At 63.9% G+C, this 24,622-nt stretch carries 20 protein-coding genes; 10 read left to right on the top strand and 10 right to left on the bottom strand.

The window, feature by feature from the left end; all coding sequences use genetic code 11:
- Positions 1–88: 88 nt before the first annotated feature.
- The 3 genes from hemL to VNH11_13670 all read right to left on the bottom strand — a co-directional run bounded on the left by hemL (position 89) and on the right by VNH11_13670 (position 3,801).
- On the bottom strand, positions 89–1,390 hold the full coding sequence (gene hemL, locus VNH11_13680; GenBank protein HVA47415.1) for a glutamate-1-semialdehyde 2,1-aminomutase: 1,302 nt from the start codon (positions 1,388–1,390) through the stop codon (positions 89–91).
- A 109-nt stretch (positions 1,391–1,499) separates the two neighbouring features.
- Positions 1,500–2,522, bottom strand: coding sequence for a porphobilinogen synthase (gene hemB / locus VNH11_13675; protein HVA47414.1), 1,023 nt, complete (start codon positions 2,520–2,522; stop codon positions 1,500–1,502).
- Between the two features lie 157 nt (positions 2,523–2,679).
- Positions 2,680–3,801: a HEAT repeat domain-containing protein gene (locus VNH11_13670; protein ID HVA47413.1), complete on the bottom strand. Its 1,122-nt coding sequence runs from the start codon at positions 3,799–3,801 to the stop codon at positions 2,680–2,682.
- Between the two features lie 502 nt (positions 3,802–4,303).
- On the opposite strand from VNH11_13670, the gene VNH11_13665 reads away from it, so the two are divergent.
- Together VNH11_13665 and VNH11_13660 are read left to right on the top strand one after the other, a co-directional pair.
- Positions 4,304–4,690: a hypothetical protein gene (locus VNH11_13665; protein ID HVA47412.1), complete on the top strand. Its 387-nt coding sequence runs from the start codon at positions 4,304–4,306 to the stop codon at positions 4,688–4,690.
- Positions 4,691–4,783: 93 nt separating this feature from the next.
- Complete coding sequence (locus tag VNH11_13660) at positions 4,784–4,954, top strand: hypothetical protein (protein HVA47411.1); 171 nt, start codon at positions 4,784–4,786, stop codon at positions 4,952–4,954.
- 520 nt (positions 4,955–5,474) lie between these two features.
- Here VNH11_13660 and VNH11_13655 read toward each other — a convergent pair.
- The 3 genes from VNH11_13655 to VNH11_13645 form a co-directional block, all read right to left on the bottom strand.
- Positions 5,475–6,668, bottom strand: a complete 1,194-nt coding sequence (locus VNH11_13655; GenBank protein ID HVA47410.1) for an HD domain-containing phosphohydrolase — start codon at positions 6,666–6,668, stop codon at positions 5,475–5,477.
- A gap of 187 nt (positions 6,669–6,855) precedes the next feature.
- Positions 6,856–8,043, bottom strand: a complete 1,188-nt coding sequence (locus VNH11_13650) for a response regulator (protein HVA47409.1) — start codon at positions 8,041–8,043, stop codon at positions 6,856–6,858.
- 119 nt (positions 8,044–8,162) lie between these two features.
- Complete coding sequence (locus VNH11_13645) at positions 8,163–10,190, bottom strand: ATP-binding protein (protein ID HVA47408.1); 2,028 nt, start codon at positions 10,188–10,190, stop codon at positions 8,163–8,165.
- Between the two features lie 341 nt (positions 10,191–10,531).
- Between VNH11_13645 and VNH11_13640 the strand changes: the two genes are divergently transcribed.
- Positions 10,532–10,939, top strand: coding sequence for a response regulator (locus tag VNH11_13640; GenBank protein ID HVA47407.1), 408 nt, complete (start codon positions 10,532–10,534; stop codon positions 10,937–10,939).
- 41 nt (positions 10,940–10,980) lie between these two features.
- On the opposite strand, the gene VNH11_13635 is transcribed toward VNH11_13640, so the two are convergent.
- Genes VNH11_13635 through VNH11_13625 form a run of 3 tightly spaced genes read right to left on the bottom strand, consistent with a single transcriptional unit; the run spans position 10,981 to position 15,587 of the window.
- A complete protein-coding gene (locus tag VNH11_13635; GenBank protein ID HVA47406.1) occupies positions 10,981–12,948 on the bottom strand; it encodes a response regulator in 1,968 nt (655 codons plus the stop codon).
- A gap of 10 nt (positions 12,949–12,958) precedes the next feature.
- Positions 12,959–13,411 (bottom strand): response regulator, encoded by a 453-nt coding sequence (locus VNH11_13630; GenBank protein ID HVA47405.1) that lies wholly within the window; start codon positions 13,409–13,411, stop codon positions 12,959–12,961.
- Complete coding sequence (locus tag VNH11_13625; protein HVA47404.1) at positions 13,401–15,587, bottom strand: ATP-binding protein; 2,187 nt, start codon at positions 15,585–15,587, stop codon at positions 13,401–13,403. The genes VNH11_13630 and VNH11_13625 overlap by 11 nt, the downstream gene beginning before the upstream one ends.
- Before the next feature lie 272 nt (positions 15,588–15,859).
- On the opposite strand from VNH11_13625, the gene VNH11_13620 reads away from it, so the two are divergent.
- From VNH11_13620 to lpxK, 7 genes are all read left to right on the top strand, one after another.
- Entirely contained in the window at positions 15,860–17,569 is a 1,710-nt protein-coding gene (locus tag VNH11_13620) for a DNA-directed RNA polymerase subunit alpha C-terminal domain-containing protein (protein ID HVA47403.1), read from the top strand.
- A gap of 236 nt (positions 17,570–17,805) precedes the next feature.
- Positions 17,806–18,429: an SIS domain-containing protein gene (locus VNH11_13615; protein ID HVA47402.1), complete on the top strand. Its 624-nt coding sequence runs from the start codon at positions 17,806–17,808 to the stop codon at positions 18,427–18,429.
- A 30-nt stretch (positions 18,430–18,459) separates the two neighbouring features.
- Complete coding sequence (locus tag VNH11_13610; protein ID HVA47401.1) at positions 18,460–19,488, top strand: ROK family protein; 1,029 nt, start codon at positions 18,460–18,462, stop codon at positions 19,486–19,488.
- 123 nt (positions 19,489–19,611) lie between these two features.
- On the top strand, positions 19,612–20,709 hold the full coding sequence (locus tag VNH11_13605) for an isocitrate/isopropylmalate dehydrogenase family protein (GenBank protein ID HVA47400.1): 1,098 nt from the start codon (positions 19,612–19,614) through the stop codon (positions 20,707–20,709).
- 38 nt (positions 20,710–20,747) lie between these two features.
- Complete coding sequence (locus VNH11_13600; protein ID HVA47399.1) at positions 20,748–20,981, top strand: hypothetical protein; 234 nt, start codon at positions 20,748–20,750, stop codon at positions 20,979–20,981.
- A gap of 97 nt (positions 20,982–21,078) precedes the next feature.
- Positions 21,079–22,377 carry a hypothetical protein gene (locus VNH11_13595; protein HVA47398.1) on the top strand — a complete coding sequence of 433 codons (1,299 nt, stop codon included), beginning with the start codon at positions 21,079–21,081 and terminating at the stop codon, positions 22,375–22,377.
- 21 nt (positions 22,378–22,398) lie between these two features.
- On the top strand, positions 22,399–23,469 hold the full coding sequence (gene lpxK / locus VNH11_13590; GenBank protein ID HVA47397.1) for a tetraacyldisaccharide 4'-kinase: 1,071 nt from the start codon (positions 22,399–22,401) through the stop codon (positions 23,467–23,469).
- Between the two features lie 22 nt (positions 23,470–23,491).
- Here lpxK and VNH11_13585 read toward each other — a convergent pair.
- Positions 23,492–24,622, bottom strand: a 1,131-nt coding sequence (locus VNH11_13585) for a DUF4214 domain-containing protein (protein ID HVA47396.1), incomplete at its 5' end; no start/stop codon positions are given.

Here is a 24,622-nt window from a genome sequence, read left to right as displayed (position 1 = left end):
CGAAAGACGTGGGCAATGTACGGCTTTTGGCCGCGTCGGGCAAGAAGTGAAGTTTTTCGTTCTTCGAGCAGTTCGCCCGAATACCCCATCACGGAGTGCGGGCAACCGTCCGCAGTGCCTCATGCGCGGCGTCGATGGTGTGCGTGACGTCGGCGTCGGTGTGGGCGGCGGACAGGAAGAGGGCCTCAAACTGGCTGCAAGGCAGGTAGAAGCCCCGTTCGAGCATCCCCCAGAAATATCGGGCGAAACGCGGGGTGTCGCAATGGCTGGCCTCGGTCCAACTCGTTACCGGCCCGGCGTGGAAAAACAGCGTGAGCATGCTGCCGACGCGGGCCGCCGAGTGCGGCAAGCCGGCGTCCCGCGCGGCCGCCACCAGGCCCGTTTCGAGCTTCGCACCGAGACTTTCCAGCCGTTCGTAGGGCGGGTTGTCGCGCAGCTCTTTGAGCGTGGCAATGCCCGCCGCGGTCGCCAGCGGATTGCCGGAAAGCGTGCCAGCCTGAAAGACCTTGCCCGTGGGCAAGATGTGGTCCATGATCTCGGCCCGGCCGCCATAGGCGCCGACCGGCAAACCTCCGCCGACAATTTTGCCCAGCGTCGTCAGGTCGGGCAAAACGTTAAAGAGCGACTGGGCTCCGCCGTACGCCACGCGAAAACCGGTCATCACCTCGTCGAAGATCAACAAGGCGCCGGCCTGACTCGCCTCCTCGCGCAAGGCATGGAGGAACTCGTGGGCCGGAATGACGCAGCCCATGTTGCCTACGACCGGCTCCACGATCACGCCCGCAATTCGCGGGCCATGCTCGGCAAAGGCACGCCGCAAAGCTTGGCAATCGTTGTATTCCAGCACCAGCGTGTCTTGCGTCGTGCCGCGCGTGACGCCGGGCGAATTGGGCACGGCCAGGGTCGCGGCCGAGCTGCCGGCGGCCACCAACAGGCTATCGACGTGGCCGTGGTAGTTGCCGGCGAACTTGACGATGATCTCCCGGCCCGTATAGCCGCGGGCCAAACGAATGGCGCTCATCGTGGCTTCGGTGCCGGAGTTGACAAGCCGCACTTTTTCGACCGAGGGCACGGCCTCGACGATCAACTCGGCCAACTCGCTTTCGGCCTCGGTCGGCGCGCCGAAGCTCGTACCGCGGCGGACCGCTTCTTCCAGCGCCGCGGTGACGCGCGGATGGGCATGGCCCAGGATCATCGGCCCCCACGATCCGATGTAGTCGAGATAGCGGTTGCCGTCGATATCGACCAGGTATGCTCCCTCGCCGCGAGCGATGAACAGTGGCTCGCCGCCGACGCCGCCGAAGGCCCGCGCCGGGCTGTTCACTCCGCCGGGAATAAGTTGCTTTGCTCGGAAAAATGCCCGATGGCTACGGTCGCGTGGTGTGGTCATTGTGGTGTATCCTTCGCGTAGGGTGGGAGCAGCGAGCTTGCGAGCGCCGGCCCACCGTTAGGGACGTCGATTATGGTGGGCCGGCGCTCGCAAGCTCGCTGGTCCCACCCTACGACTCATCCTTCAGCCACTGCGCTACGTCCTGCGCCCAATAGGAAAGAATGATGTCCGCGCCGGCGCGGTGCATCGCGATGAGCGATTCGAGCACGGTCTGCCGCTCGTTCAGCCAGCCACGGGCGGCGGCCGCTTTCACCATGCTGTATTCGCCCGACACGTTATACGCCGCCAACGGTACGCCGGCAAAACGCTGCCGCACGGCGGAGATAACGTCGAGATAGGCCAGCGCCGGCTTGACCATGATCATGTCGGCACCCTCGGCCAGATCGAGCTCGACCTCGCGCAATGCCTGGCCGGCGGTCGTGGCGGGGTCCATTTGATAGCCGCGGCGGTCGCCGAACTGCGGAGCACTTTCCGCCGCGTCGCGAAACGGCCCGTAAAACGCGCTCGCATACTTGGCGGAATAGCTCATGATCGGCAGATGCGTGAAACCGGCGTCGTCGAGGCCGCGGCGAATGGCCGCCACCATGCCATCCATCATGCCGCTGGGCGCGACCAGGTCGCTGCCGGCACGCGCGTGGCTGACGGCCTGCCGGGACAACAGTTCGAGCGTGGCGTCGTTGTCGACGTCGACCAGTCCCTGCCGCTCGTAGAGCACGCCGCAATGCCCGTGATCGGTGTATTCGCAAAAGCAGACGTCGGTCATCACCAGCAGGCCGGGCGCGGCGGCCTTGACCGCGCGCACGGCGTCTTGAATGATTCCCTCGTCGCAACAGGCGTCGCTTCCGGTCGCGTCCTTCTCGTCGGGAATGCCAAACAAGATGACGCCGCCCAGTTTCAGTTCGGCCAGCCGCGCCGCTTCTTCGACGACGAGATCGAGCGACCACTGATACTGGCCGGGCATCGACGCGATCTCGTGTTGGACGCCGCTGCCGCGCCGCACGAAGAGCGGCTGCACCAGCGTGGCGGGCGACAATCGCACGCCGCGCACCAGATCGCGGATGCGCGCGTCGTAGCGCAATCGCCGCAGACGCGTGGTTGGATAGCCGGGGGCGGAAAGCGGTTCTTCGTGCATGGAGTGCCACATCAAAAAAGCCGTAGGGTGGGACCAGCGAGCTTGCGAGCGACGGCCCACCGAAGTCAAGCGTCAGGTTGTTTGTCCTGACGCCTGACGCCTGAAACCTGACGCCTCGAATCGGTGGGCCGTCGCTCGCAAGCTCGCCGGTCCTACCCTACTTGAGATGCTTTTCGGCCCAGGCACGCCATTTTTTCAAGGCCTCTTCGCGGGCCGCGGGATCGTTGAAACCAAGCGAAGTGGCATTCCACAAGAGCGTGGGATTCGCCTTTGCGTGCTGGAAGCCGTAGTCCGACAACTTTTGCCCGGTGAGGTGCAGCATCGCGGCCAGCGCCACGTCGCGGATTTCCGCGTCCGACTTCTGACCACCGCGATCGGAGGCGTCAATGGTGCGTTCGTCGTTCAGCAGAGGTTCCAGCGCCGCCACATGCTCTTGGCCGCCCAGCTTGGCAATGGCCAAGATGGCGAAGTGTTCCCACTCCGGTCGGCCGCCGGGCGGCTGAATCAACTTGAGCGCCGGGGCCACGGCCTCTTTCAGGTGGTACTGCATGGCCAACAGTTGGTTGCGATAGGAAGTGAGTGAATCAATCTCGAACGATCGGCCCACCCAGGCGGCCACCAGCGGCCGCACCGGCGAAGGTGGCCGAGCGTGCATCGCCTGCGCCAACGCGGCCTGGCTGCCGAAGCTGAAAAGGCTGCCGCCCGCGTGCGCAGAAACCGGCACTTCGGGGTTGCCACCCGCGAAAAGCAGTGCCGACATGGTTGCCAGCGAGAGGTGCGACTGTTTGAACGGGTCGCCGGCGATGCCGTTTTCGACCTGCTGGCATCGCGCGTCGAGCAGGGCGCCGGCCTGCGCGGGCGCATTCGCCACGGCTTCGAGCAGCTCTCGTTCGGCCCGCTGCATATCGGCAAACAGCCGTCGCGCGGCGGGACTTTCACCCGACAGCGAGCGGTAACGCTGCCAGCCCGCCAGGCCGTAGTGGTGGTCCGGGTCCAAGTCGGCAAGAAACGCTCCGAGGCGTGCGTGAAAGTCGACGTCCGCGATGGCGGCCAAGGCCTGCCTGGCGCGCTGACGCACCTCGCCGTCGGGATCGTGGACCGCCGTCTCCAGCGCCGCTTTGGCGGGCAAGCCGATTTCGACCAACGCCCGTTGCGCGTGTTGGCGGACGATGAACCTGTTGGCCCCCAGTTCGCGCACCAGTATGGCGATCTGGTCGGCGTCGGCCCTCTCGCCGGCGTTCGCCGGCAGGCGAACGTCGGCGGCAAACAACGGTGCCATCGCAAAGCACGATAGCCAAGAAATCACCGCCAGCGCAACGCCACTGCGGTTGCGAATCGAAGGTATGCCCAAGGCACTTCTCCAAGACAAAGATGAGATTCCGCCGAGTCAACTCCTCTCATTTTACGGCGTTTCGCTGGCAATGCCAGCACCGGTTTCTGTTCGTCGAGAACGCGGAGGGAACCCCACCATTGGGCCAACTGTCGGATTCTGACAGTTGATCGGGCGTTCCGCGTCCGCCGGCAAGCCAAGCGAAGACCAATACGTCAGGCGTGGGAGCCTGATCGGTCGGCAAGGGAAAAGCGGTCGCCGGCCGTTTTCTTTCTTTTTGCCGTTACCAGTAATACGCGAAACGCCGGCCTCGAATTCCAAGAAAGTTCTGCCCGTCATTTTCGTTTCTTCCTGCCCAGCCCCTGAGTCAGGCTTTCGGGCCTGCCGCAGAGTTTGACAGGAGTTGCGGCTTCCGTCATCCTGTTCTGCGGATTATACTCAGGACATCCGGATGGCGAGCCTGTTCAGGGCGATGCGCAAGAACAAAAGCGGCTTGCCCGACGTCGGCCCCCATGCGCGAGCGCTTGGCGTGCGTCCGGGTACCGACGTGCTCGCCACGTTGCCTGGGGATCTTGTTCAACCGGGTCTGGGTGGCTTGTCAGTAAGCCCCGGTCAGGCGGCGAATTTGCCTTATTTTCGGCGTCCGCAACAGTTGGGAGGGACGGGAAAAGACCCAGTGTGGGTGATCGACAGCAGCTTGCTCGGATCGAATCTGGTTTATCGACCGGATCCAAGCACGACGACCCACGGCCTGATCGAGCCGAGTAAACCGATGACTCTCGACGATTTTCAAAACGCGATTGCAGCGACGCAGACGCTGTGGCGACAAGTTCCGTGAAGGGAGAACGGTGGTATGTCCGTTGACGTGAGATTAGAGGAGGCCCTTCGGGCACCCAGGCCACTCGAACAATTGCGAGCGCTCGCAATAACGATGCAACGCGACGGTCAGCAGCGCGACTCCATTCTCGGCTTCTTCGACAAAAACCGTCAAGCTTTGCGCGAGGCGGGCCGCGACAGCGACGAGGATGTCGTCCTGGAAGTGATGGACTTTCTCGTTGGCTGGTGCAGCCCGCACATGAGCCTGGCGCCCAAACAGCGCTAGCGGCCCGCTGACAAATTGAGCCACTCAGCGACCGGTGCCATGAATTTAGACGCCGAAATGCGCGGCGTCAGCCGTGCGTTCGTGTCGTCAATTCGATGTCAGGTGGTAACCGTTACCACGTCTCAAAAGGGGGGCGAAATGGCCATGATCGGTGCCGGCGTTGTCAGCAAGCAGCGCGCTGTAGGCCAAGCGATGCCCCGGTGCGCCCAACCGGGGCATCGCCTGGCCGTCGAGATGAACGGAGTGCCAGCCTCCACCTGGCCAGGCTCTGCCCCAGCCACCGCCGATGTCTCATTCTGGGCCGCGTGAAGTATAAATTGTTTGGACCCCGTTAGCCGTCCTCCTCACCGTTTACGTTGCCGATTACGCCGGGCGATCACGCCGCCGAACAACCCAGCTCAGCAGGACAGCCAAGAAATCACCGCCAAGGCACGGCCAACGCCTTTTGCGAATCGAATGTGTGCCCAAGGCACTTCTCCAAAGACAAAGATGAGATTCCCGCGACTCCGTTCCTCTCATTTTACTGCGTTCCGCCGGCAATGCCAGCGCTGGTTTCTGTTACGCGAATGGGCATCAGCACGGAAATTGGCTGTTGGACGCCGCGCACCGCCTGGGCATAGTTGCGGAGGCGTTGTATGAGCGCCAGCGAAACTTCCTGCCCGCGGGTCACCAGAATGTCGCCCTCGCTCGACAGAACGTGCTGATCGAGCAACATCCCTTCTTCGAGCTGGCTGAGCAGCACCGTGCGCGACTCGTAACAAATCTCGCAATTGAAGAGCCGCGCCAACGTTTCCAGCACCGCGGGATCATACCAACCCTTGCGCCGGTGCAGCTCGGCGAGCGCCTGGCCCTGGTTCTCGCCCGACGCCCGCAAGACGTCGAAATCGAGTGCCAGCTTCAAGACGCGGGCGCCCAGCGGAATGTCTTCGCCCGAACGGCCGTCGTCGGGCGGGCCCGCCCCGTCGAAGTGCTTCTCTTGATAGGCGACGATCTCGGCCACCGGCGCCAGCCGCGGAATGTTGCCGAGCAGCTCGGCGCCGACGCGCGGGTGCGAATAGAAGAGCGCCGTCTCGCGCAGGCCGAGCGACTGGCCGGCGCAGACTTTTTCCAAAACGGTCTCCGGCAGAGTCACGCAGCCCAGGTGCGAGAGCATCGCGCCGATCTCCAGCGGCCAGGCAGGCTCGATGCCATGCTGCGCGGCGATGTCTTGCACCAGCTTGCGGACGCGGGCCGCGCGGCTGAAGGCCTTCGGCTTGGCCAGGGCCAGCATGTCGGCCAATAACCGCACGCTGCCGCTGAGCGTCTTGACCAGCAGCTCCTTCTCGGCCGTCAACAGGCGATATTGCTCCAGGCCCGCCGTCAAGGTGCCGGCCAGCAACTCCTGACCGCACGGCTTGGTGAGAAAGCGAAAGATGCTCCCCTGGTTGATGGCGTCGATGGCCGTCTGCTGGTCGGCCTGGCCGGTGAGCATGATCCGCACGCTCAAGGGGGCGATCTCCGCGACCCGCCGCAGCAGCTCCACGCCGTTCATACCCGGCATCTGCATGTCGGCGACTACGACCGCAAAGGACTGGTGCGGGCCGCGTGCTTGAACCAACTCCAGACCTTGTTCCGGGCCGAGGGCCGTTTCAAGTTGAAAGCGTGCCCGCAGACCGCGGGCCACGGCCGACAGCAGGTTCGGATCATCGTCGACAAACAGGATTGGCTCGTCCATTGCAGGATTCCCCTCGGGTTTCTTCATTTGGTAGGGTGGGAGCGCGCTTGCGAGCGCCGGCCCACCACTATTTTGGATTTTGGATTTTAGATTTTGGATTACGAACAATCCAAAATCCAAAATCGAAAATCCAAAATTACGGCGATGGTGGGCCGGCGCTCGCAAGCTCGCTGGTCCCACCCTACCGTTACGGCAGCTTCAGCACCTCGCGCCAATGGCCGAGCTTTTCGGCCCAGCCGACGGCCGCGACATACTCTTGATCGACCGGCAGGAACGGCTCGCCGTCGCCGGCCGTTCGCTCGTGCTCCCAACCGTTGGCCAGATGCACGGTGGCCGCGGCGCCCACCATCTGGCGGCCACAGCGGCGAGGCTGGTGATGAAAGGCCACCGCTTCGATGAGCGCGTCGGGCAAGCCCCACAGCCCCAGAAGATACGCGCCCACTTCGGCGTGCGAGCAACCGAGGATCTCCGTCTCGGCCACGCAGCGAGGCAACCCTTCGTTATCGGCCAGGGCGAGCACCTTTGCGTAACGCTCGGGCAGACTGCGCGCCAGCGCCAGCTTGCCCACGTCGTGCAGCACGCCGGCCACGAAGGAATCGTTGACCAGCGCCGTGGCGCCGCCGCTCAGGCGGGCCAGCGCCCTGGCTGTGGCGCCCACCGCCAGACTGTGCTCGAAGAGCCGCTCGATGTCAAAGCCGGGCAGCTTGATCTGATCCTCGTGCGAGAAAGCCTTGATCGACAGCACCAACGCCCGCAACACTTCGGTACCCAGCGCGGCGGCCGCCTGCTGCGGCGTGCCCACGCGCTGCCGCAAGCCGAAATAGGATGAGTTGACGAGCTGCATGATCTTGGCGGTCATCGCCACGTCGCGACCGATGATCTCGCCGATGCGTGCCAGCGAGCAGTCGGGCGATTGCAGCTCGGCCACCAGCTCGGTATAGAGCGCCGGCAGGCCGGGCAGCGACGAGACGTTGGCGATCACGTGTTGAATCGTCGGCTCGTCCAGCCATTGTCGCAGAGCCAACGCGCGCTCGATGGTTGCCCTGAGCTCGGCCGCGCCGCACGGTTTCGACAGATACTGGTGCGTCGGACCGATGCAACGCAGCACGCTCTCGCGGTCCGCCTGGCCGGAAAGAATAATCCGCACGATGGACGGATAACGCCGCGTCACCTCGTCGAGCAACTGCGCGCCGTCCATGCCGGGCATGCGCATGTCGGAGACGACCACGTCGAACGGCCGCTCGGCCAAGAGGGCCAGGGCCTCGCTGCCGCCGGCGGCGAATGCCGGTTCCCATTCGCCGCGCCAGGCGCGGAGCATGCGGCGAAGGCCATCGAGCACGCTCGGTTCATCGTCCACAAACAAGATGCGCTTCATGAGCGTTCAGGGTTCAGGGTTCAGGGTTCAGGTTTTTGGTGCCGAGTGTTCGGGTCTTGAGTGGGCGAAGCGTACTCTCATCTCTCATCTCTCATCTCTCATCCCTCATCCCTCATCCCTCATCTGAACCCTGAACCCTCGTCGTCCTGGCCCGTCTGCAGCGGCAGCCGAACGATGAAGGTCGTTCCGCGTCCCAATGCCGTCTCGAAAGCGATCGTGCCGCCGTGCTTTTCGACGACCACGGCGTGCGAGATCGCCAGCCCTTGCCCGGTGCCCTTGCCGACTCCTTTCGTGCTGAAGAAAGGATCGAAGATTTTGCGATGGATCTCCGGCGGAATTCCGGTGCCGTTGTCCGAGACGCGGATTTCGACGAAGTCGCCGTCGGCCCGCGTGGCCACCCGGATTTGGCCCTTCGAGAACTTGCCCGCCGACACCACGTCGCCGATCGCATGGGCCGCGTTGACCACGAGGTTGAGCACCACCTGGTTGATTTCGCCGGGCAAGCAAGGCACCGGCGGCAGGTGGTCGTCCAGCTCGGTCACCAGGTCGGCCACGTATTTCCACTCGTTGCGGGCCACAGTCAGCGTACTTTGGATGGCGCGATTCAGGTCGACCGGCGTTTTTTCGGGCGTGCCCGGATGCGCGAATTCTTTCATCGCCCGCACGATGCCGGCCACCCGGTCGATGCCCTCCAGCGATTGGCAAATGGCCTTGGGGATCTCGTCGAGCAAGTAGTCCAAGTCGGCCCGCGCGGCGAGCTGGGCCAAAGCGCCGCACCGGCCCGCAGCATCCGGCAGCTTGGCAAGCCGTTTGACTTCCGTCAACAGGCCGTCGAGGTCGCGGAAGGCGTCCTGCAAAAAGCGGTTATTGTCGCCGATGTATTGGGTGGGCGTATTGATCTCGTGCGCAATTCCGGCCGCAAGCTGACCGATCGATTCGAGCTTCTGGGCCTGCAAGAGCTGGGCCTGCAAGCGAGTGCGTTCCGTGACGTCTTCGTGGGCCACCACCACGCACAGCGGCCCATCGTCGGGAAAACGGGTGGCCGTCATGACGAACCAGCGCGTGCCCGACGGTCCCGCGAAAGGATATTGCAGGTGAAACTCGCGCCGTTGGCCGCCGAGGAGCTGCCGCACGCCGTCGGCGGCCTGGGCGCCTTCGCGTCCGCAGTCGGCGGTGCCCAGCGCGCAGGCGTCGAGATAATTGGCGCCCACCAAGGCCGACTGGCGCCAATCGGGCTGGGCGTCGGCGAAGGTCCGCCAGGCCTCGTTGACGGCGATGATCACGCCGCGATCGTCGAGAATGGCAATCCGCGCGGAGAGCGAGTTGAGCGTCGCTTGCAGAAAGCGTTGCGATTGCCGCAACTGGCTCTCGCTTTGTTTCGCTTCTCTCAGGTCGCTGAGCGTGGCCACCGTTCGCTGCCGGCCGTCGGGCAACGTCCGCCGGCAGAGCAGCAGGTTGACGGGGATGGCCTTGCCGTCGCGGCAGCGGAGCCAGACATCCAGGCCCAGCCGCGAACCGGTCCGCTGGTGGTCGGCCGAGAGGTAGGCGTCGGCGGGAAAGTTGCCGATGCCCGGTGCCAGCTCGCGTGCGGCGCGGCCGCACAGGCCGTTCGGGGGGAAACCAAGGAGTCTCTCGGCGGCCGGCGTGGCAGACTCGATGATGCCCTCGGCATTCATCGTGAACTGTCCGTCGGCCTGCGGCGGCTGAAGCTGGGCGCTGGCTTGTCGTTCCAGACAGACGCGATGCTCCCGGCGGCGGCGGAGGGCCTCCGACAGCGACCGCTCGATGGTCTCGGTTTGCAATTGGGCGATGTCGAGCGTGGCGTCGCCAAACGGTTCCTCGCCGCGCTCGGCGCGCACCAGCGCGATGCGCGCCGGACGTTGCGAATCGTTATCGGTCTCCTCGATCAACCGCCGCGCGACGCCGCAATCGTCGACCGCATCGATCAGCCAGGCTTCGTCTTGGCGAGAGTCGAGCAGCGACGGCGTGGCCTCCGCCGCGCCTAGCCGGCTGACCTCGAAGCGCAGACGGCGCGATGCTTCGAGGGCCGATGCCGCTCGGTCGAACCGCTCATCGCAGTCGCCGATATAGAGGACCGCAAAGCGGTACCTCGGATCGTTCATCTCCGCCGCCGTCGTTTGCCGCATGCTGGCCGCTTGGTCGTTCGTGATTTGGTGTCCCTATCGAGCCTAGATTACGCCAGCCCGGCGAACAAACCCGCGACGCTTTCCTCGCGCGCCGTGTCCGTGTGCGGGTACTGCGCTTGAGCGGGCGGTTTCGCACAGCGCACTTGCCGTCGCGCGGCACGGTCTGCGCGATCGGCCGGGTCGCTCCGGTTATCACATCCATTCGACTTGCGCATTCGTCAGCTTTATGACGGCGCACTTTCCGGCACGCGGCTTGCCGTGAGGTGGGACAAGCGTGCCGGTGAAACCGTCGCTGACAAGAGGAAACCATGCTCGACAAACGGCGTCTCGAAGGTTGCACTGTGTTGCTGTGCGACGACTGCCCCGATATTCAGAAGCTCGTGATCACCGTACTGCAAAGTGCGGGCGCCACGGTCAGCCTGGCATCGAACGGCCAGAGCGGCGCCGAGCAGATTCTCGCAGCCGCGCAGCTCGGCAACGCATTCGACGTGGTTCTCATGGACATCCAGATGCCGGTTCTGGACGGTGTCGGGGCGACGCGCCGGGTGCGGGCCCAAGCGTATTGCGGACCGATCATCGCCTTTACGGCGCTCACTTCGCTCGACGACCGCTGCAAATGCCTGGACGCGGGCTTCGACGAACATCTTGGAAAACCGGTTGACCTGCGACGGCTGGTTGGGACGATCGCGCGGTTCGCAAAAGGCGATGGCCAGCAAACGCACGGCCGCGAATGCGCCCTGTCGTGTTGACGACCCGCGCAGCCCAATTTATGAAATCGAGTGAGCCTTCTCTATTCGCCCGCCGAGGCGTCGGCAAAGTTGGCCGCGACGGCAACCGAGCCACGATGGGCCCATTCACCTAACTTGCCCCGCAGCAGGGCGACGTCGACGGGCTTGGTCAGATAATCGTTGCAGCCGGCGTCGAAGCATTTCTCCCGGTCGCCTTTCATGGCGTGCGCCGTCAAAGCGATGATCGGTTCGGTTTGACCGCAGTCGCGCAGCCGGCGGCTCGCCTCATAGCCGTCCAAGACCGGCATCTGCATGTCCATCAGAATCAGGTCGTAGGAGATGCCGCGTTCCTTGGCGGCCAAAACTGCGTCGATGGCGAGCTGGCCGTTCTCCACCGTCACGACCTCCGCGCCGCACTTGGCGAGCACGAACGCGATCAACCGCTGACTGTCGGGCGAATCTTCGACCAACAGGATCCGCCGGTCCGCCAGCAGATGGCAGGCCTCGGGCTGTGGTCGAGGGGTACTCCGTTCCGCTCGGATGGGCTGCAGGGGAACGCTCAGCCGGAACGTGCTGCCCGTGCCCGGACTGCTCCGAACATGAACGTCGCCGCCCAACAGCACGGCCAGCCGCTTGCTGATGGTCAGTCCCAGGCCCGTGCCGCCGAAACGGCGAGTGATGGTGCTGTCGGCCTGCGTAAAAGGACGAAACAGCCCGGCGATTTCCCGCTCGGTCATGCCGATGCCCGTATCGCTCACCTCGACGTGCAGTATCTGACGGCCGGCGTCGTATTCGGCCACGATTCGCACTTCGCCCGACTCGGTGAACTTGATCGCGTTTCCGATGAGGTTAAGCAGAATCTGCCTCAGCCGCGTCGCGTCGGCGTACACGAGTTGCGGCAGGGAGTCGCGGCACTCGATCGTGAGCGAGAGCCCTTTTGCCTGGCTGCGGACCTGCATCAGGGCGTGCGTCTCGACGAGCAGTTGCGCCGGCGAACAGGGGACGCGCTCGATGGTCAAATGCCCGGCTTCGATCGTGGAAATGTCGAGCAGGTCGTCGATGATCTTCAGCAGGTGCTTTCCATTGCGTTTGATCACCTCCAGCGCTTCCTCCCGGCTCACGTTCGGTTCGCCGTCGAGCAACAAGTCGGTGAAGCCGAGGATGGCGGTCATCGGGGTCCGCAGCTCATGGCTCATGTTGCCGAGGAAACTGCTCTTGGCCACGTTGGCGGCTTCGGCGGCCTCCTTGGCCATCCGCAGCTCGGTGGCGACCCGTTGGCGCTGGGTGACGTCGCGCACGATGAACGTATAAAAAGACTTGCCGCTCGCGTCGCCCTGCGACAGCGAGGCCTCGATGGCAAAGGGTTGGCCGTTGAGCCGCTGGGCGTGCATTTCATACGGCAGGGCAGGTGCGGTTTGAGTCGCGGTCCCTGAAGCAACCCCCGCCCCTTTCAGCAGACCCGCCATCTCCGGGCTGAACCTGGCGATCGGCTGGCCTACCGCTTCCGCGGCCGCGCAGTCGAACATCCGCTCCGCCGCCGCGTTGAACAGCGTAATCGTTCCGCCGGCGTCGGCGGTGATAATGGCGTCCATCGAAGAACCGATCACCGCGCCCAGCCGCGCCTGCGATTCGGCCAATTGGCGTTGCATCCGCAACTGCTGGAACAACCGCTCGACCGCTTGCAACAGATAGTCGAGATAGTTGGGCGATTTACTGACGAAATCGCGCACCCCGGCCCGCAGGGCCTCTACCACGGTCGATTCCTGGCTGTACCCGGTCACCATAATCACCGGCACATCGTAGCCGGCGTGTTTCATGGCGGCGTAGAACTCCAGGCCGTTCATCTCGCCGGACAGGCGATAGTCCAGCACCACCAGCTCGACGCCGCCGCGGCGCAGGTGCTCCATCGCCGCCGAAGCGGTCTCGGCGCTGGCGACTTGAAACCCGGCGCGTTCCAGACCACGCCGCTGCAGGGCGCCCACGCCCGGGTCGTCGTCGACAATCAGCACGATCTCGCGCTCTTCGCTCATGGCTTGTCCTTTACGCTAGTTTCGCGTCCTCGAGTGGAACTTGAACGACTTGCAAAAACAGGCCCAACCGCTTGACGGCTTCGACGAAGGCCTCGTATTCGACCGGTTTGGTGATGTACACGCTGCAGCCGAGCTGATAGCAGCGTTCCACCTCACGCGGATCGTCGGTGGTGGTCAGCATGATCGCCGGAATCTTGCACGTCGCTTCTTCGGCCTTGACCTGGCGCAGCACTTCCACGCCGTCGACCCGCGGCATGTTGATGTCGAGCAAGAGCAGCAAGGGCGCGCCGGCATCGCGGCCGGAATGTTCTCCCGTGCGGCGCACGTAGTCGAGGGCATGTTGTCCGTCGCGGACACGGACCACCTGGTTCGTGATGCCGGCCCGCTGCAAGTTCCGCTCGACCAACCGAGCATGACCGTCGTCATCTTCCGCCAAAAGGATCACCAGTGGCTCAGTGCGCATGACAAAGTCCTTCCTGCCGAGTGGCCTTCATGGTCTGACCGGCACTCTCCGATGCGGGCGCGCCGCGGCCGGCTTGCGAGGTCGGATTCCGGCCGCTCGCGTCCGCGGCCGGCAACGAAACAAAGAACGTGCTGCCCACGTTTTCGGTGGATTCCAGCCAAATCCGTCCACCGTGGCGTTCGACGACCCGGCGCACGATCGTCAGCCCCATTCCCTCGCCCCGCGCCGCCGCCGGGTGCAGCCGCTGAAACGCCTGAAACACTTTGTTTTGACATGGGGCGGCAATCCCCAGACCGCTGTCGCGCACGAAACAGGTCCACAGTGGCGGACCGTTCTTGTCGGTCGCGGGAGCCTCTTCGAACACGCCGACTTCGATCTCCCCTTGCCGGGCCGGATCGAGGTAGTTGACGGCATTGCCGATCAGGTTGGCAAACACCTGCTCCAGAGCGGTGGCGTCGCCGCGAACGGCCGGAAGGGGGTGCAGGATGATCTCCGCGCCGCGCGCGGCCAGGGTGGCGCGCATCGCGTCGATGATGCGCTGCACCACTTCATTCAGATCCACATCCCGGATCTGAAATTCGACGCGGCCGGCGCGCGACAGCCGCAGCAAGGCGTCGATGATCGCGCTCAGCCGAGTGACGGCGGTGCGGATAAAGTGAATCGGCTCCTTCATTGCGGGATCGATCAGTTTCGCGGCGCACTCGCGCACCGCCGCCGGCACGTCTGCGGCGCTCAGCGTCTCGGCAAGCTCGCCGCAGGTCAGCTCCAGCTCCGCGCTAAAACCTTGCAAATTGACCAGCGGCGAACGCAGGTCGTGCGACACGCTGTAAACGAACGTCTCGTTCTCGCGGTTCTGTTCCGCCAGATCGCGGTTGGCTTCGGCCAGTTCCCTGGTGCGCAGCTCGACGCGCCGCTCCAAATCGTCGTTCAGGTCCGCCAGCCGCTGCTGGTAGTCTTTTTCGGCGCTCATGTCGCGGGTGATTTTGGAGAAGCCGGTGAGCTTGCCGTTGTCGTCGAAGATGGCGGTAATCACGGTATTCGCCCAGAACCTGGTGCCGTCGGCCCGCACGCGCCACCCTTCGTCGCACACGCGGCCCTGCTTTACCGCTTGGGCCAGCTCGCGCAACGGCTTGCCATGCACCAGGTCTTCCGCCGGGTAAAAACGCGAGAAATGGCGCCCCAGGATCTCCGCGGTCTTGTATCTCTTGATGCGTTGGGCGCCTTCGTTCCAGGTGCTGACGTTTCCCTCGGGGTCGAGCAGGAAAATGGCGTAGTCCTGAACGCCCGCGACCAGCAGCCGGTATTGTATTTCTTGGGCGCGTGAGGCCGCTTGCACCGCGGCGCTGTGGGCCACCGCCCGATCGACCGATTTCGCCGCCCACACGACCACGCTCAGCAATACGACAATCGTCGCCACTACGAGCAGGGCCGCGCCAAACTGGGTGTCGTAAAGCTTCGCCGCCTCTCCCCTCAGCCGCAGCCAGCCGAACACCAACGGCACCGCCACGGCCGCCGGCATCAGCCGCCGCGCGATGATCGCGCCGGGCGTGTTCGTGTCGATGACCGATGCCAGCCACGACGGGCCGGCTGCCAGTACAACTCCCAGCCCGAGCAGGTGCAGCAGCAGGGCCGTGTTGAGGGCCATGGGGATATACGCACCGATGCCGTACAAGGAGCGCGATCCGAAGAGGTAACCGATGACCGACAAAAACGACCAGCAAGCCAGGGCCGAGCCTAACGCCTCGGCGATTCGCCGACCGCGTGGCTGCGGTACCGTCAGCAGCGCCGTGCCGGCCAGGAACAAGCAGACCCCGGTGTTGGGGGCCATGCGGTTGTCGCCCAGCGCCGAAGCAAACAGCACGCGGTCGATTCGCGAATCGACGCCGGCCCAATAGCAGGCCACGCAAGCCGCACCGAGGGCGGCCACCACCGAGGCCGACAGCCGCGCCAGATTCCGAGCACGTCCGGCTGCCGTCAGACCCAAGGAAACGGCCGCGCCGACCAGCGCCAAGGCGGTGGAAGGATTCATCGCCACCCGTCCGGGCAGCAAGCTCTTCAAAATTGGGCTGTCGATCAGCCAGCCCGTGAGTGTTGCCAGGCAGCCGACGACGATCGAACCGGCGATCGCGCCGGTAAAACGCCGGCTGGCAGCAAACGGTTCAACCGAGTTCCGCATTGGCCCCCCTTGGTGAAGATCCGTTAGCCACCGCGCCCTCACACGGCGCGTCCGCGCGCGTCGATCTATCGATGACCAAATATGATAATCTTCGGCCGTGAGGGACGCCGACGCCGTCCACTTTCAGGTCAGATATGCCGAAAAGCCGATAGAGGTGGGGTGAGTTTGCTGGTCTTGTCGATTATACTGGGACTTGGACCTTCGTTCGAATTGCAGTAAAATTCACCAGCATCATGCCTATTTCTCGCTATCCTCGACCAGGGCAACCGATTGTGCCCCGACTGGTACACGAATTCCTTCAGGACGAGGGCGTGCCGGGCTTTCAGGGCCTCAAGGCGACGAATTCCAATCGACAGGATGAAAGTACACGCCGCCGCCTGGCGAGAAGTCTGCTCCACGAGCTGGCGGCCCGGTGGCCCGTGCTCGTTCGCTCGTTGGAGAGCCGCCCGGTTTCGCCGCATCCTCGGACCGTCGCGATCGACGACCTGCAGCTTGAAAACCGCACGTTCAACTGCCTTGACCGCGCCGGCATCCATCGCTTTACGACCGGCACCGAGGGGGTGACGATTGGCGAATTGTTGCACCTCAAAGGCTTCGGCCTCAAGAGTCTCGTCGATCTTTTGGTGTCGTTGGAAGCAAGCGCGCCGGCCGATTCCAAGCGACGCCAACAGGACGGCTCAGGCAAGTCGCCGGCGGCGCGAAGCCGGAAGCTGCCCGCCGCGGCACGCGACGGAGCCGTCTCGAAGCGAATCCGAAATGTGACGGCCAGCATGTCCGCGCTTCCCGGCGCCTTGGCGATCGCCCCTGCCGATCCGCGGGTGGGCCGCCAATTCCGGGCCGCGGTCCACGATGCGACGACCTTGGGCGCGGCTCTCGACGCGCTGCGCGACGGCCGATTGAGCGGACCCTCGACCGCCGCATTGCTGTCGCTCTGCGAGGAGGTCCAAACGCTGGACGGCGCCAAGTTGGAAGACGAGTTGGTCGACATCCTGGCCGCCGGCCGGTCTCAACGCGACCGCCAAGTGGTCGCAGCCTGCTTGAAATGGCAGGGCAACCGCCGGGCGACCAATACCAGCGTGGGCAAGCAGTTCGACATCACGTACGAGCGCGTTCGCCAGGTGTTTTGCCGTTGGCTACCGCGGTCGGGCGGACCAGCACCGTTTGCTCCCACGCTCGATCGAGCGCTGGAAATCGTGCGGGCCGACCTGCCGGCCCCGCTGGCGGAGGTCGAGCGGCGATTGGCCCGCTCGCGGCTGACCAAGGGCCGTGTACCCGTCGCGGGAATTCGAGAGCTGGCGACGCTTATGGGGCGCGAACCGGGCTTCGTGATCCACGGCCACGGAGAACGGCGCTCCGTGGTCTCCGAAGCGGAGTTGGGGAGTATTTTGCAGTTGCAGTCTCGCGCGCGGCAGCTCGTCACGACGGTCGGCTTGACGACGGTCAAACGGGCAACGGACACTCCGGCCGCGGCGGGCCTCTCGCCTTCGGCGGTGATGTACGCCCTGCGGTCCCTCGAAGGCTTCTATTGGCTCGACGAATCGGAAGGCACGTTTTCGTTGCGTTGGTCGCGGCCCAACGTGCTCTGGAACCGGATCCGCAAGGTGTTGGCGGTCTGTCCCCGCATTTCCGCAGACGTGCTTTGGCTGGCCCTGCAGCACGACGACCGTTATCCGGGTCAGGCTCTGACACGGGCACAGCTCTTGGACTATTGCCGTCGTCAGCCCGGGTGGCGCGTTGCCGGAAAATTCATCATGGCACGTCATCCCGAAAACCCGCTCGACGTTCTGCAAGGACATGAGCGAGAGATCGTCCGCCTGCTGATCGAGCACGGTCCCTTGCCCCGGCGAGAGCTTGCGTCGCTCGCCGCGGAGGCCGGCATTGAAGCCCCGTCGTATGGAAGGTGTTTGCAAAGTCCCGCGATCAGTCGCTACGGCCTGGCCCTCTACGGCGTTACGGGCAGCGTGCCGCTGCCGACGGAGTAGTACTCGACCGCTCGTCAATTGATGGATGACAGGCGGTGGCTGGGGCAGAGCTTGGCCGTTACTACCACGACCCTTCACGATACGCTGTGTGGCCAAGCGATGCCCCGGCCACCAGCCAGCGTCGCTGCTGTTGCGACCGATCCGTCAAGGGACGATGACGGAGCACTTGGAACGCGCCGCCTGCATACGCTACAATCATGGCACCTTTCCCTATATATCCCGGAGACCCTGCCGCCATGCTTGGCGCCAAACTTGACATCCCAAAATACCTCGCCCGGCTGCACGAAGAAATCGACCGCGTCGACCACAGCGAAATTCAGCAGATGGCCGACTGGATCTTCGAAGCCTGGGAGCAGGACAAGTTCGTCTATGTCTTCGGCAACGGCGGTTCCGGCACCACGGCCACGCACATCAGCGAAGACCTAGGCAAAAGCTCGCTTCGCGAGTGCGATTTGCAGGACGAAAGCAAGCAACGGCTCAAGATCATGAGCCTGACCGACAATTTGGGTTGGATCCTGGCCGTGGGCAACGACTGCGGTTACGACCAGATTTTCGTCCAGCAACTCATGAACTATGGCCGGCCCGGAGACCTGGCGATCGGCATTAGCGGTTCGGGCAACAGTGCCAACGTGCTCAAGGCCGTGGATTGGGCCAACCGTCACGGACTGCGGACTTTCGGTCTCACCGGCTTCAAGGGCGGCAAGCTCAAACAGATGCAGCAGGCGGGTCTGCACGTGCCGCTCGACGACATGGGAATGGTCGAAAGCATCCACCTGGCGCTGTTCCATTGGGTGCTGAACGACGTTTTTGCCCGGATCAATCAGGAAGGGCGCCACGCCGAGGCGCTGGCTGCGCGCTAACCTGCCATCTCGCACGCCTCGAGCACGGCGATGTTCTTGGGAATTGAAATCGGAGGCACAAAGCTGCAGCTTGGCGTCGGCCCAGGCGATTCGCCCACGCTGGCCGAGATGCGCCGCTTGGATGTGACGCCAGCCAACGGCGCGGCGGGCATTCGCGATCAAATCGCGCGGGCCGGCGGCGAACTCGTCAAGAAGCACCGGGTGAAGCGGGTCGGTTACGGCTTTGGTGGGCCGGTGGACGCGGCGCGGGGCAGGGTCATCAAGAGCCATCACGTCGAGGGCTGGGACGACTTTCCGCTCGCCGCCTGGACCAAGGACGCGCTGGGCGTGCCGGCCGTGCTCGGCAACGACGCCGACCTGGCCGGCCTGGCCGAAGCGCGTTTCGGGGCCGCCCAGGGCCAAAGCCCGGTATTTTATGTGACGGTGGGCACGGGCATCGGTGGCGGACTGGTGATTGACGGCAAGCCGTATCATGGCCACGGACCCGCCGCGGCGGAAATCGGCCACCTTCGGCCGGGCCTGCACGCCGACCGTTCCGATCAAACGGTCGAGTCGCTGGCCAGCGGCTGGGGCATTGCCGCCGCGGCCCAGGCCTATTTGGGTGGTCCGATCTCGCACCAACTCGGCGCGTTCCGCGGTGGTTCGCGGCCGCTGAAACCCGAAATGGTGCGACAGCACTTGATCGAGACCGAAGCCGTGCTGGAAGAACATACCGCCGATCTTTTGCGTCGTTGCGACCGCGAGCCGGAAGCGTTGACGGCCAAGATCGTAGGCGAAGCGGCCTGCGAAAAGAATCTGGTGGCCCGCGACGTTTTGCACCATGCTTGCCAGGCGCTGGGCTGGGCCATCGCTCAGGTCGTCACGCTGGTTTCGCCGGCGGTGGTGGTCGTGGGCGGCGGCGTGTCGCTGATTGGCGAAGAGCAGTTCTTCAAGCCGCTGCGCGCGGCGGTCGATCGCTACGTCTTTCCGCCGCTGGGCGGCACCTTTCGAATCTTGCCCGCCAAGCTGGGCGAAGAGATGGTCGTGTACGGCGCGCTGGCCCTGGCGGCCGGCGCGTAAGATGCCGACTCGTACCGGGGCGCCGCGGTTTCACACCCTGCGCGACGGATGGCCCCTTGGCTCATGCCGCGGCATCTGTTAGTTTGCGAACTTATCCAACGACCGTTATGCAAAGAGGTTCTCATGGCCCACGAAGTGACGCTTATCATGGGCGACGGCACCGGCCCGGAACTGGCCGACGCCGCCCGACGCTCGATCGACGCCACCGGCGTCAAAGTCAAATGGGATGTCCAGGAGGCCGGCGTCGATGTTATGGCCCGCACCGGCACGCCCCTGCCCGACGCCGTCATGGAAAGCGTCCGCCGCACTCGCTGTGCCCTGAAGGCCCCCATCACCACGCCCGTCGGCACCGGCTTTCGCAGCATCAACGTGCATTTGCGGCAGGCCCTGGGACTATATGCCTGCATCCGGCCCTGCAAGCAGTACAAGGGAGTGCGGACCTTCTTCGACGGCGTGCCGGTCGATCTGGTGATCGTCCGCGAGAACACCGAAGACCTATACGCCGGCATCGAGTTCGAGCGCGGCAAGCCCGAAACCGCCAAGCTGATCGACTTCATCAACCAGATTTCGCCCGACCGCAAAGTGAAGACCGGCCCGCAGGAGACCGGCATCTCGATCAAGCCGATCAGCGTGTCGGGCAGCGAGCGGATCGTGCGTTGCGCCTTCGACTACGCCAAGGCCAACGGCCGCAAGAAAGTGACCTGCGTCCACAAGGCGAACATCATGAAGCACACCGACGGCCTCTGGCTGGAGGTGGCGCGGAAGGTCGCCACCGAGTATCCGGCGGTCGAGTTCGAAGACCGCATCGTCGACAACATGTGCATGCAGTTGGTGCAGAAGCCGGAACTGTACGATGTGCTGGTGCTGGAAAACCTCTATGGCGACATTCTCAGCGACCTGGCGGCCGGACTGGTCGGCGGGCTTGGCGTGGCCCCTGGGGCGAACATCGGACCCGAGGGCGCCGTGTTCGAAGCGACCCACGGCAGCGCGCCAAAGTACAAGGGACAGAACAAGGTCAATCCGACCGCGCTCATCCTGTCGGGCATGCTGATGTTGCGGCACTTGGGCGAGACCGACGCGGCCGACCGGCTGGAAAAGGCTGTGGCCGACGTGATCGTCGAAGGCAAGCACGTGACCTACGACTTGAAGCCGCACCGCGACGATCCCACGGCCGTCGGCACGCGCGAGATGGCCGAGGCGATTTGTGCGAAGTTAAAATAGCCGCATCTATCCAACGCGATCGAGGCGAGGCGTGGGAGATGCCAAAAAAAGTTGCTGCACCGGATATCAGGTCACCGCTCGAACAAACGTTGTTTGATATCACGCTCCAGCATTTGGCCAAACTGGACAGCTATATTCCTGGACCGGTGAAAAAGGCAGGCAAGGCAAAGTACGCGTTGCTTCGCCGATTCGAGCAAGATCCGGTCTTCAGCATTTTCGGCTTAGACTCCGCTGAATACATCGCCGCCGCCCTATCTGGCGGGACGAGTTGATCAGGGAATTATCTGGCTTTGACTACTATGACTTTTTGCGGCGCAACAAAGAACTGTTTCGTCAACCGGTCATAAAGGTTTTGCGGAACTTGACGAAATGACGCAGCAGCGAACTCTTTTCGATATCGGCGCTTCGGAGCGGTTTCGCAACCGTTCGGTTAAGGCCGTCACGTTTCAGGGCAAGCTCGGCCGGCCGATTCATCGCTGGTATCGCCTAACAGCAAGTTTCTCGCCACAGCTCGCCGACGACATTGCGACCCATTTTCGCCTCGGGACGGATGACTTGGTGCTCGATCCATTCAGTGGAGTCGGTACCGTGCCGCTCACCATGAAATATCGTAGTATCCCGGCATTCAGCGTTGAAATCAACCCATATTTGCATTTCGTCAGCACGGTAAAAAACCGTACGTACCGCGACCCAGAGGCCACTGCGACCTATTTCGCGTCATTTGTCCAGCGGTATCGCGCGCACCTTGATGAAGTTCCTGATGAGGGACAAGCGGCTGCCTACCTGAGCGGCAACGCCAACTTCGTCCCGCCAATAAAAAACGTCGAGCGTTGGTGGTCGCCCGCTAATCTGATGCAACTCGTTTGCCTTCGCCGACTGCTTCTGGATATGAAGGAAGAATCGTTTGATTTCGACCTGCTGCGCATGGGAGTTCTGGCGATCCTGATTCCGGTAAGTAACGCCAAGCACAATCATGTCTCACTTACCTTCGCCGACGAGCCGATGCCGAAAGTCGATGTCTGCCAAGTGCTGTCTGACAAACTGGAAGAAATGATCGCGGATCTGCGGGCCGTCGCGGGCCTGCCCTCTGCCGCCGTTCATGTATTTCGGGGAAACAGCAAGCAATTGGTCGAAGTTATCAAAGGCCAACAGCCAACTGCGGTCATCACGTCGCCCCCTTATCCTAATCGCTTTAGTTATGCACGAGAGACTCGACCTCATCTCTTCTTCATGAATTTCTTAAGCGAGTCGCGCAGCGTCGGAGCGCTCGAGACGGAGGCGATCGGTGGTACCTGGGGCAAGGCCACGTCGGTTCTTGCGAACGGCGTCGAACCCGCAAACGCGTTTATCGCCGAATTATTGGCGCCGTATCGGCGAAGCGTTCCCTCGAACGGATCTCTGATGGAGAGCTATGTGATCAAGTACTTTAACGATATGTACCAGCATGCCTCGCAGGTTGCCGCGGTGTGCTCTGGAGCCGCTCGCTTAGCGTATGTCATCGGCAACAGCAAGTTCTACGGGGCGCCACTGCCGAGTGACGAACTTCTCGCTGAGCTGTTCCAGCATTTTGGGTTTCGGCTCGATGGAATCGAAAAAATGCGGCGTCGACAAAGCAAGTCCGGGCTCCATGAAGCGGTTGTCCTCATGAGCCGTGCAAGCCGCACATGAGTCAATTGCCGTGAGCCAGCAATGCCATTAGGCACGGCCATGTTTCGCCCCTCCGAATTCCGTGATCTTGTCAGCGGCCGCCGTCGCGGTATCGGAGCCGCCGCCGCGCGGATGGTGCTGCGGGGAGCCGAATTCGGCTATGCCGCCGCGATGCGCTGGCGAAACTACCGCTTTAACCGCGGACGATTGCCTATCGAACGCGTGGGCGTCCCCGTGATCAGCGTCGGCAACGTGACCCTGGGCGGCACGGGCAAGACGCCGATGGTCGAGTGGCTTGCCCGCTGGTATCGGGCGCGCGGCGTGCGCGTGGCCATCGTCAGCCGCGGCTACGGCGCCGAACAGGGGGCGGCCAACGACGAGGCCCTGGAACTGGAGCAGCGTTTGCCCGACGTGCCGCACGTGCAAAACCGCGACCGCGTGGCCGGGGCGAAAATGGCGATCGAAGAGTTCGAGAGCCAACTCATCTTGCTGGACGACGGTTTTCAGCACCGCCGCCTGGCCCGCGATCTCGACATCGTGTTGATCGACGCCCTGGAGCCGTTCGGCTTCGATCATGTTTTCCCGCGCGGCACCTTGCGCGAGCCGCTTGCGGGCCTCGCGCGGGCCGATATCGTCGCTCTGTCGCGTGCCGACGTCGTCGATGCCGCCGAGCGCGAAACGATTGCCCATCGGGTGCGCCGCTATGCGCCCAAAGCCGCCTGGCTGGAACTGACACATCGGCCGCGACGGTTCGTTGGAGCGGGCGGCGACGAACAACCGCTCGAAGGCCTTGCCGGGAAGCGCATCGCGGCGTTCTGCGGCATCGGCAATGCCGTCGGTTTCCTCCACACGCTGTCGAGTGTCGGCGCCAACGTCGTGGCGCTGCAGGAGTTCCCCGACCACCACGCCTACACTCGCGACGACGTCGAGGCCCTCGGGCAATGGACCAAATCGCTCGCGGTCGAGGCGGTGGTCTGCACCGCCAAGGACCTCGTCAAGCTGCGGTTAACGCAGATCGGCTGCCGCCCGCTGTGGGCGTTGGCGATCGAACTGGACATCATCTCAGGCCGCGACGCGCTTGATCGCCGGCTTGCGGAGTTTGTGGCGTCATAGGAATCAGCTCGCTGGTCCCGCCCTACGAGTGTACCTTGAAGTACTCGCTCGACCCGATGAACGCGCTGACGATATCTTCGTTCGTCGAGCCTTGGTCGAACTGCGCGACCCAATAATTCACCTCCGCGGGACTGGCCGTGCGGCCGAGATACGTGAAGTAATCGTTCTGGATGGTCTGCGCCTCGCGCTCCTGGCTGGCCGCGAAGCCCATGGCCACGCTCGAACGGCTGGCCCCGCCAGCCAATTGATTGGTCCAGTAGTTCAGGCCCGCGCTGTCCGCCGGTCGTCCCAAGACCGTCTGATACATGGCGTTGACCCAGGCCGCATCGGTCCCGCCGGCGTGGGCGTAGAACTCGGGCGACGCGATGAAATTGGCTTCGATCTCCTGGTCGGTCAACCCTTGCTGCATTTGACTCGTCCAATACGCGACGCCGGCGGCGTCGGCCCCGCGGCCCAGATAGGACTGGTAGGCCGGGTCGATGACGTTCGTGGCGTAAAACTCGGCGCTGTGCGTCAAGTCGCTGGCGAACTGGCTGGGCGGCAGGCCGCCGGCAATCTGCTGGGTCCAATAGCTGAGCCCCGAGTCGTCGGCGGCGCGGTGCAACACGTCCTGGAAGGCGGTGGCCACGACGGAGGCCACCGGCGAGTCGAGGAAGGCGTGCGCCGTGACATTCGCGGTCGAACCGTCCGTGTCGGCGAGGGCGACCTTCAACTCGTAATCGCCGCCCGCCGCGTAAGTGTGGCTGCCGGTGACGATGAAGCTGTTGCCCGACCCGGTGACGCTGCCGACCGAGGTCGAGCTGCCGTCGCCCCAGTCGATCGTGGCGCTGTAATTCGTAAGCGCATCGCCGCCGCCGGCATCGGCGAAGGCCGCCACGATCGCGCCGTCGATCGAAAGCCCCGAGGTGACGACGACGGGCACGCCCACCGCCAACAGCGGCGCTTGGCCAAGGTCGATCGTTCCCTTCGCGGTGGTGGTGATGCCGTCGGTGTCGCTGATGGTGACGGTGAAGGTGTAGCTGCCGGTGGCCGCGTAAGTGTGGCTGCCCGCTACAGTGAAGTAACCGCCGGCCATACTCGCGTCCACCGGCGTCACGCCGTCGCCGACGGTGCCGGTGGAACTTGAGCCGTCGCCCCAGTTGATGGTGGCGCT

This window comes from Pirellulales bacterium (assembly GCA_035533075.1).
Classification (GTDB): Bacteria; Planctomycetota; Planctomycetia; order Pirellulales; family JAICIG01; genus DASSFG01.
The sequence above is the reverse complement of the archived record's forward strand: the minus strand, read 5'-3'. Positions and strand labels throughout refer to the sequence as shown.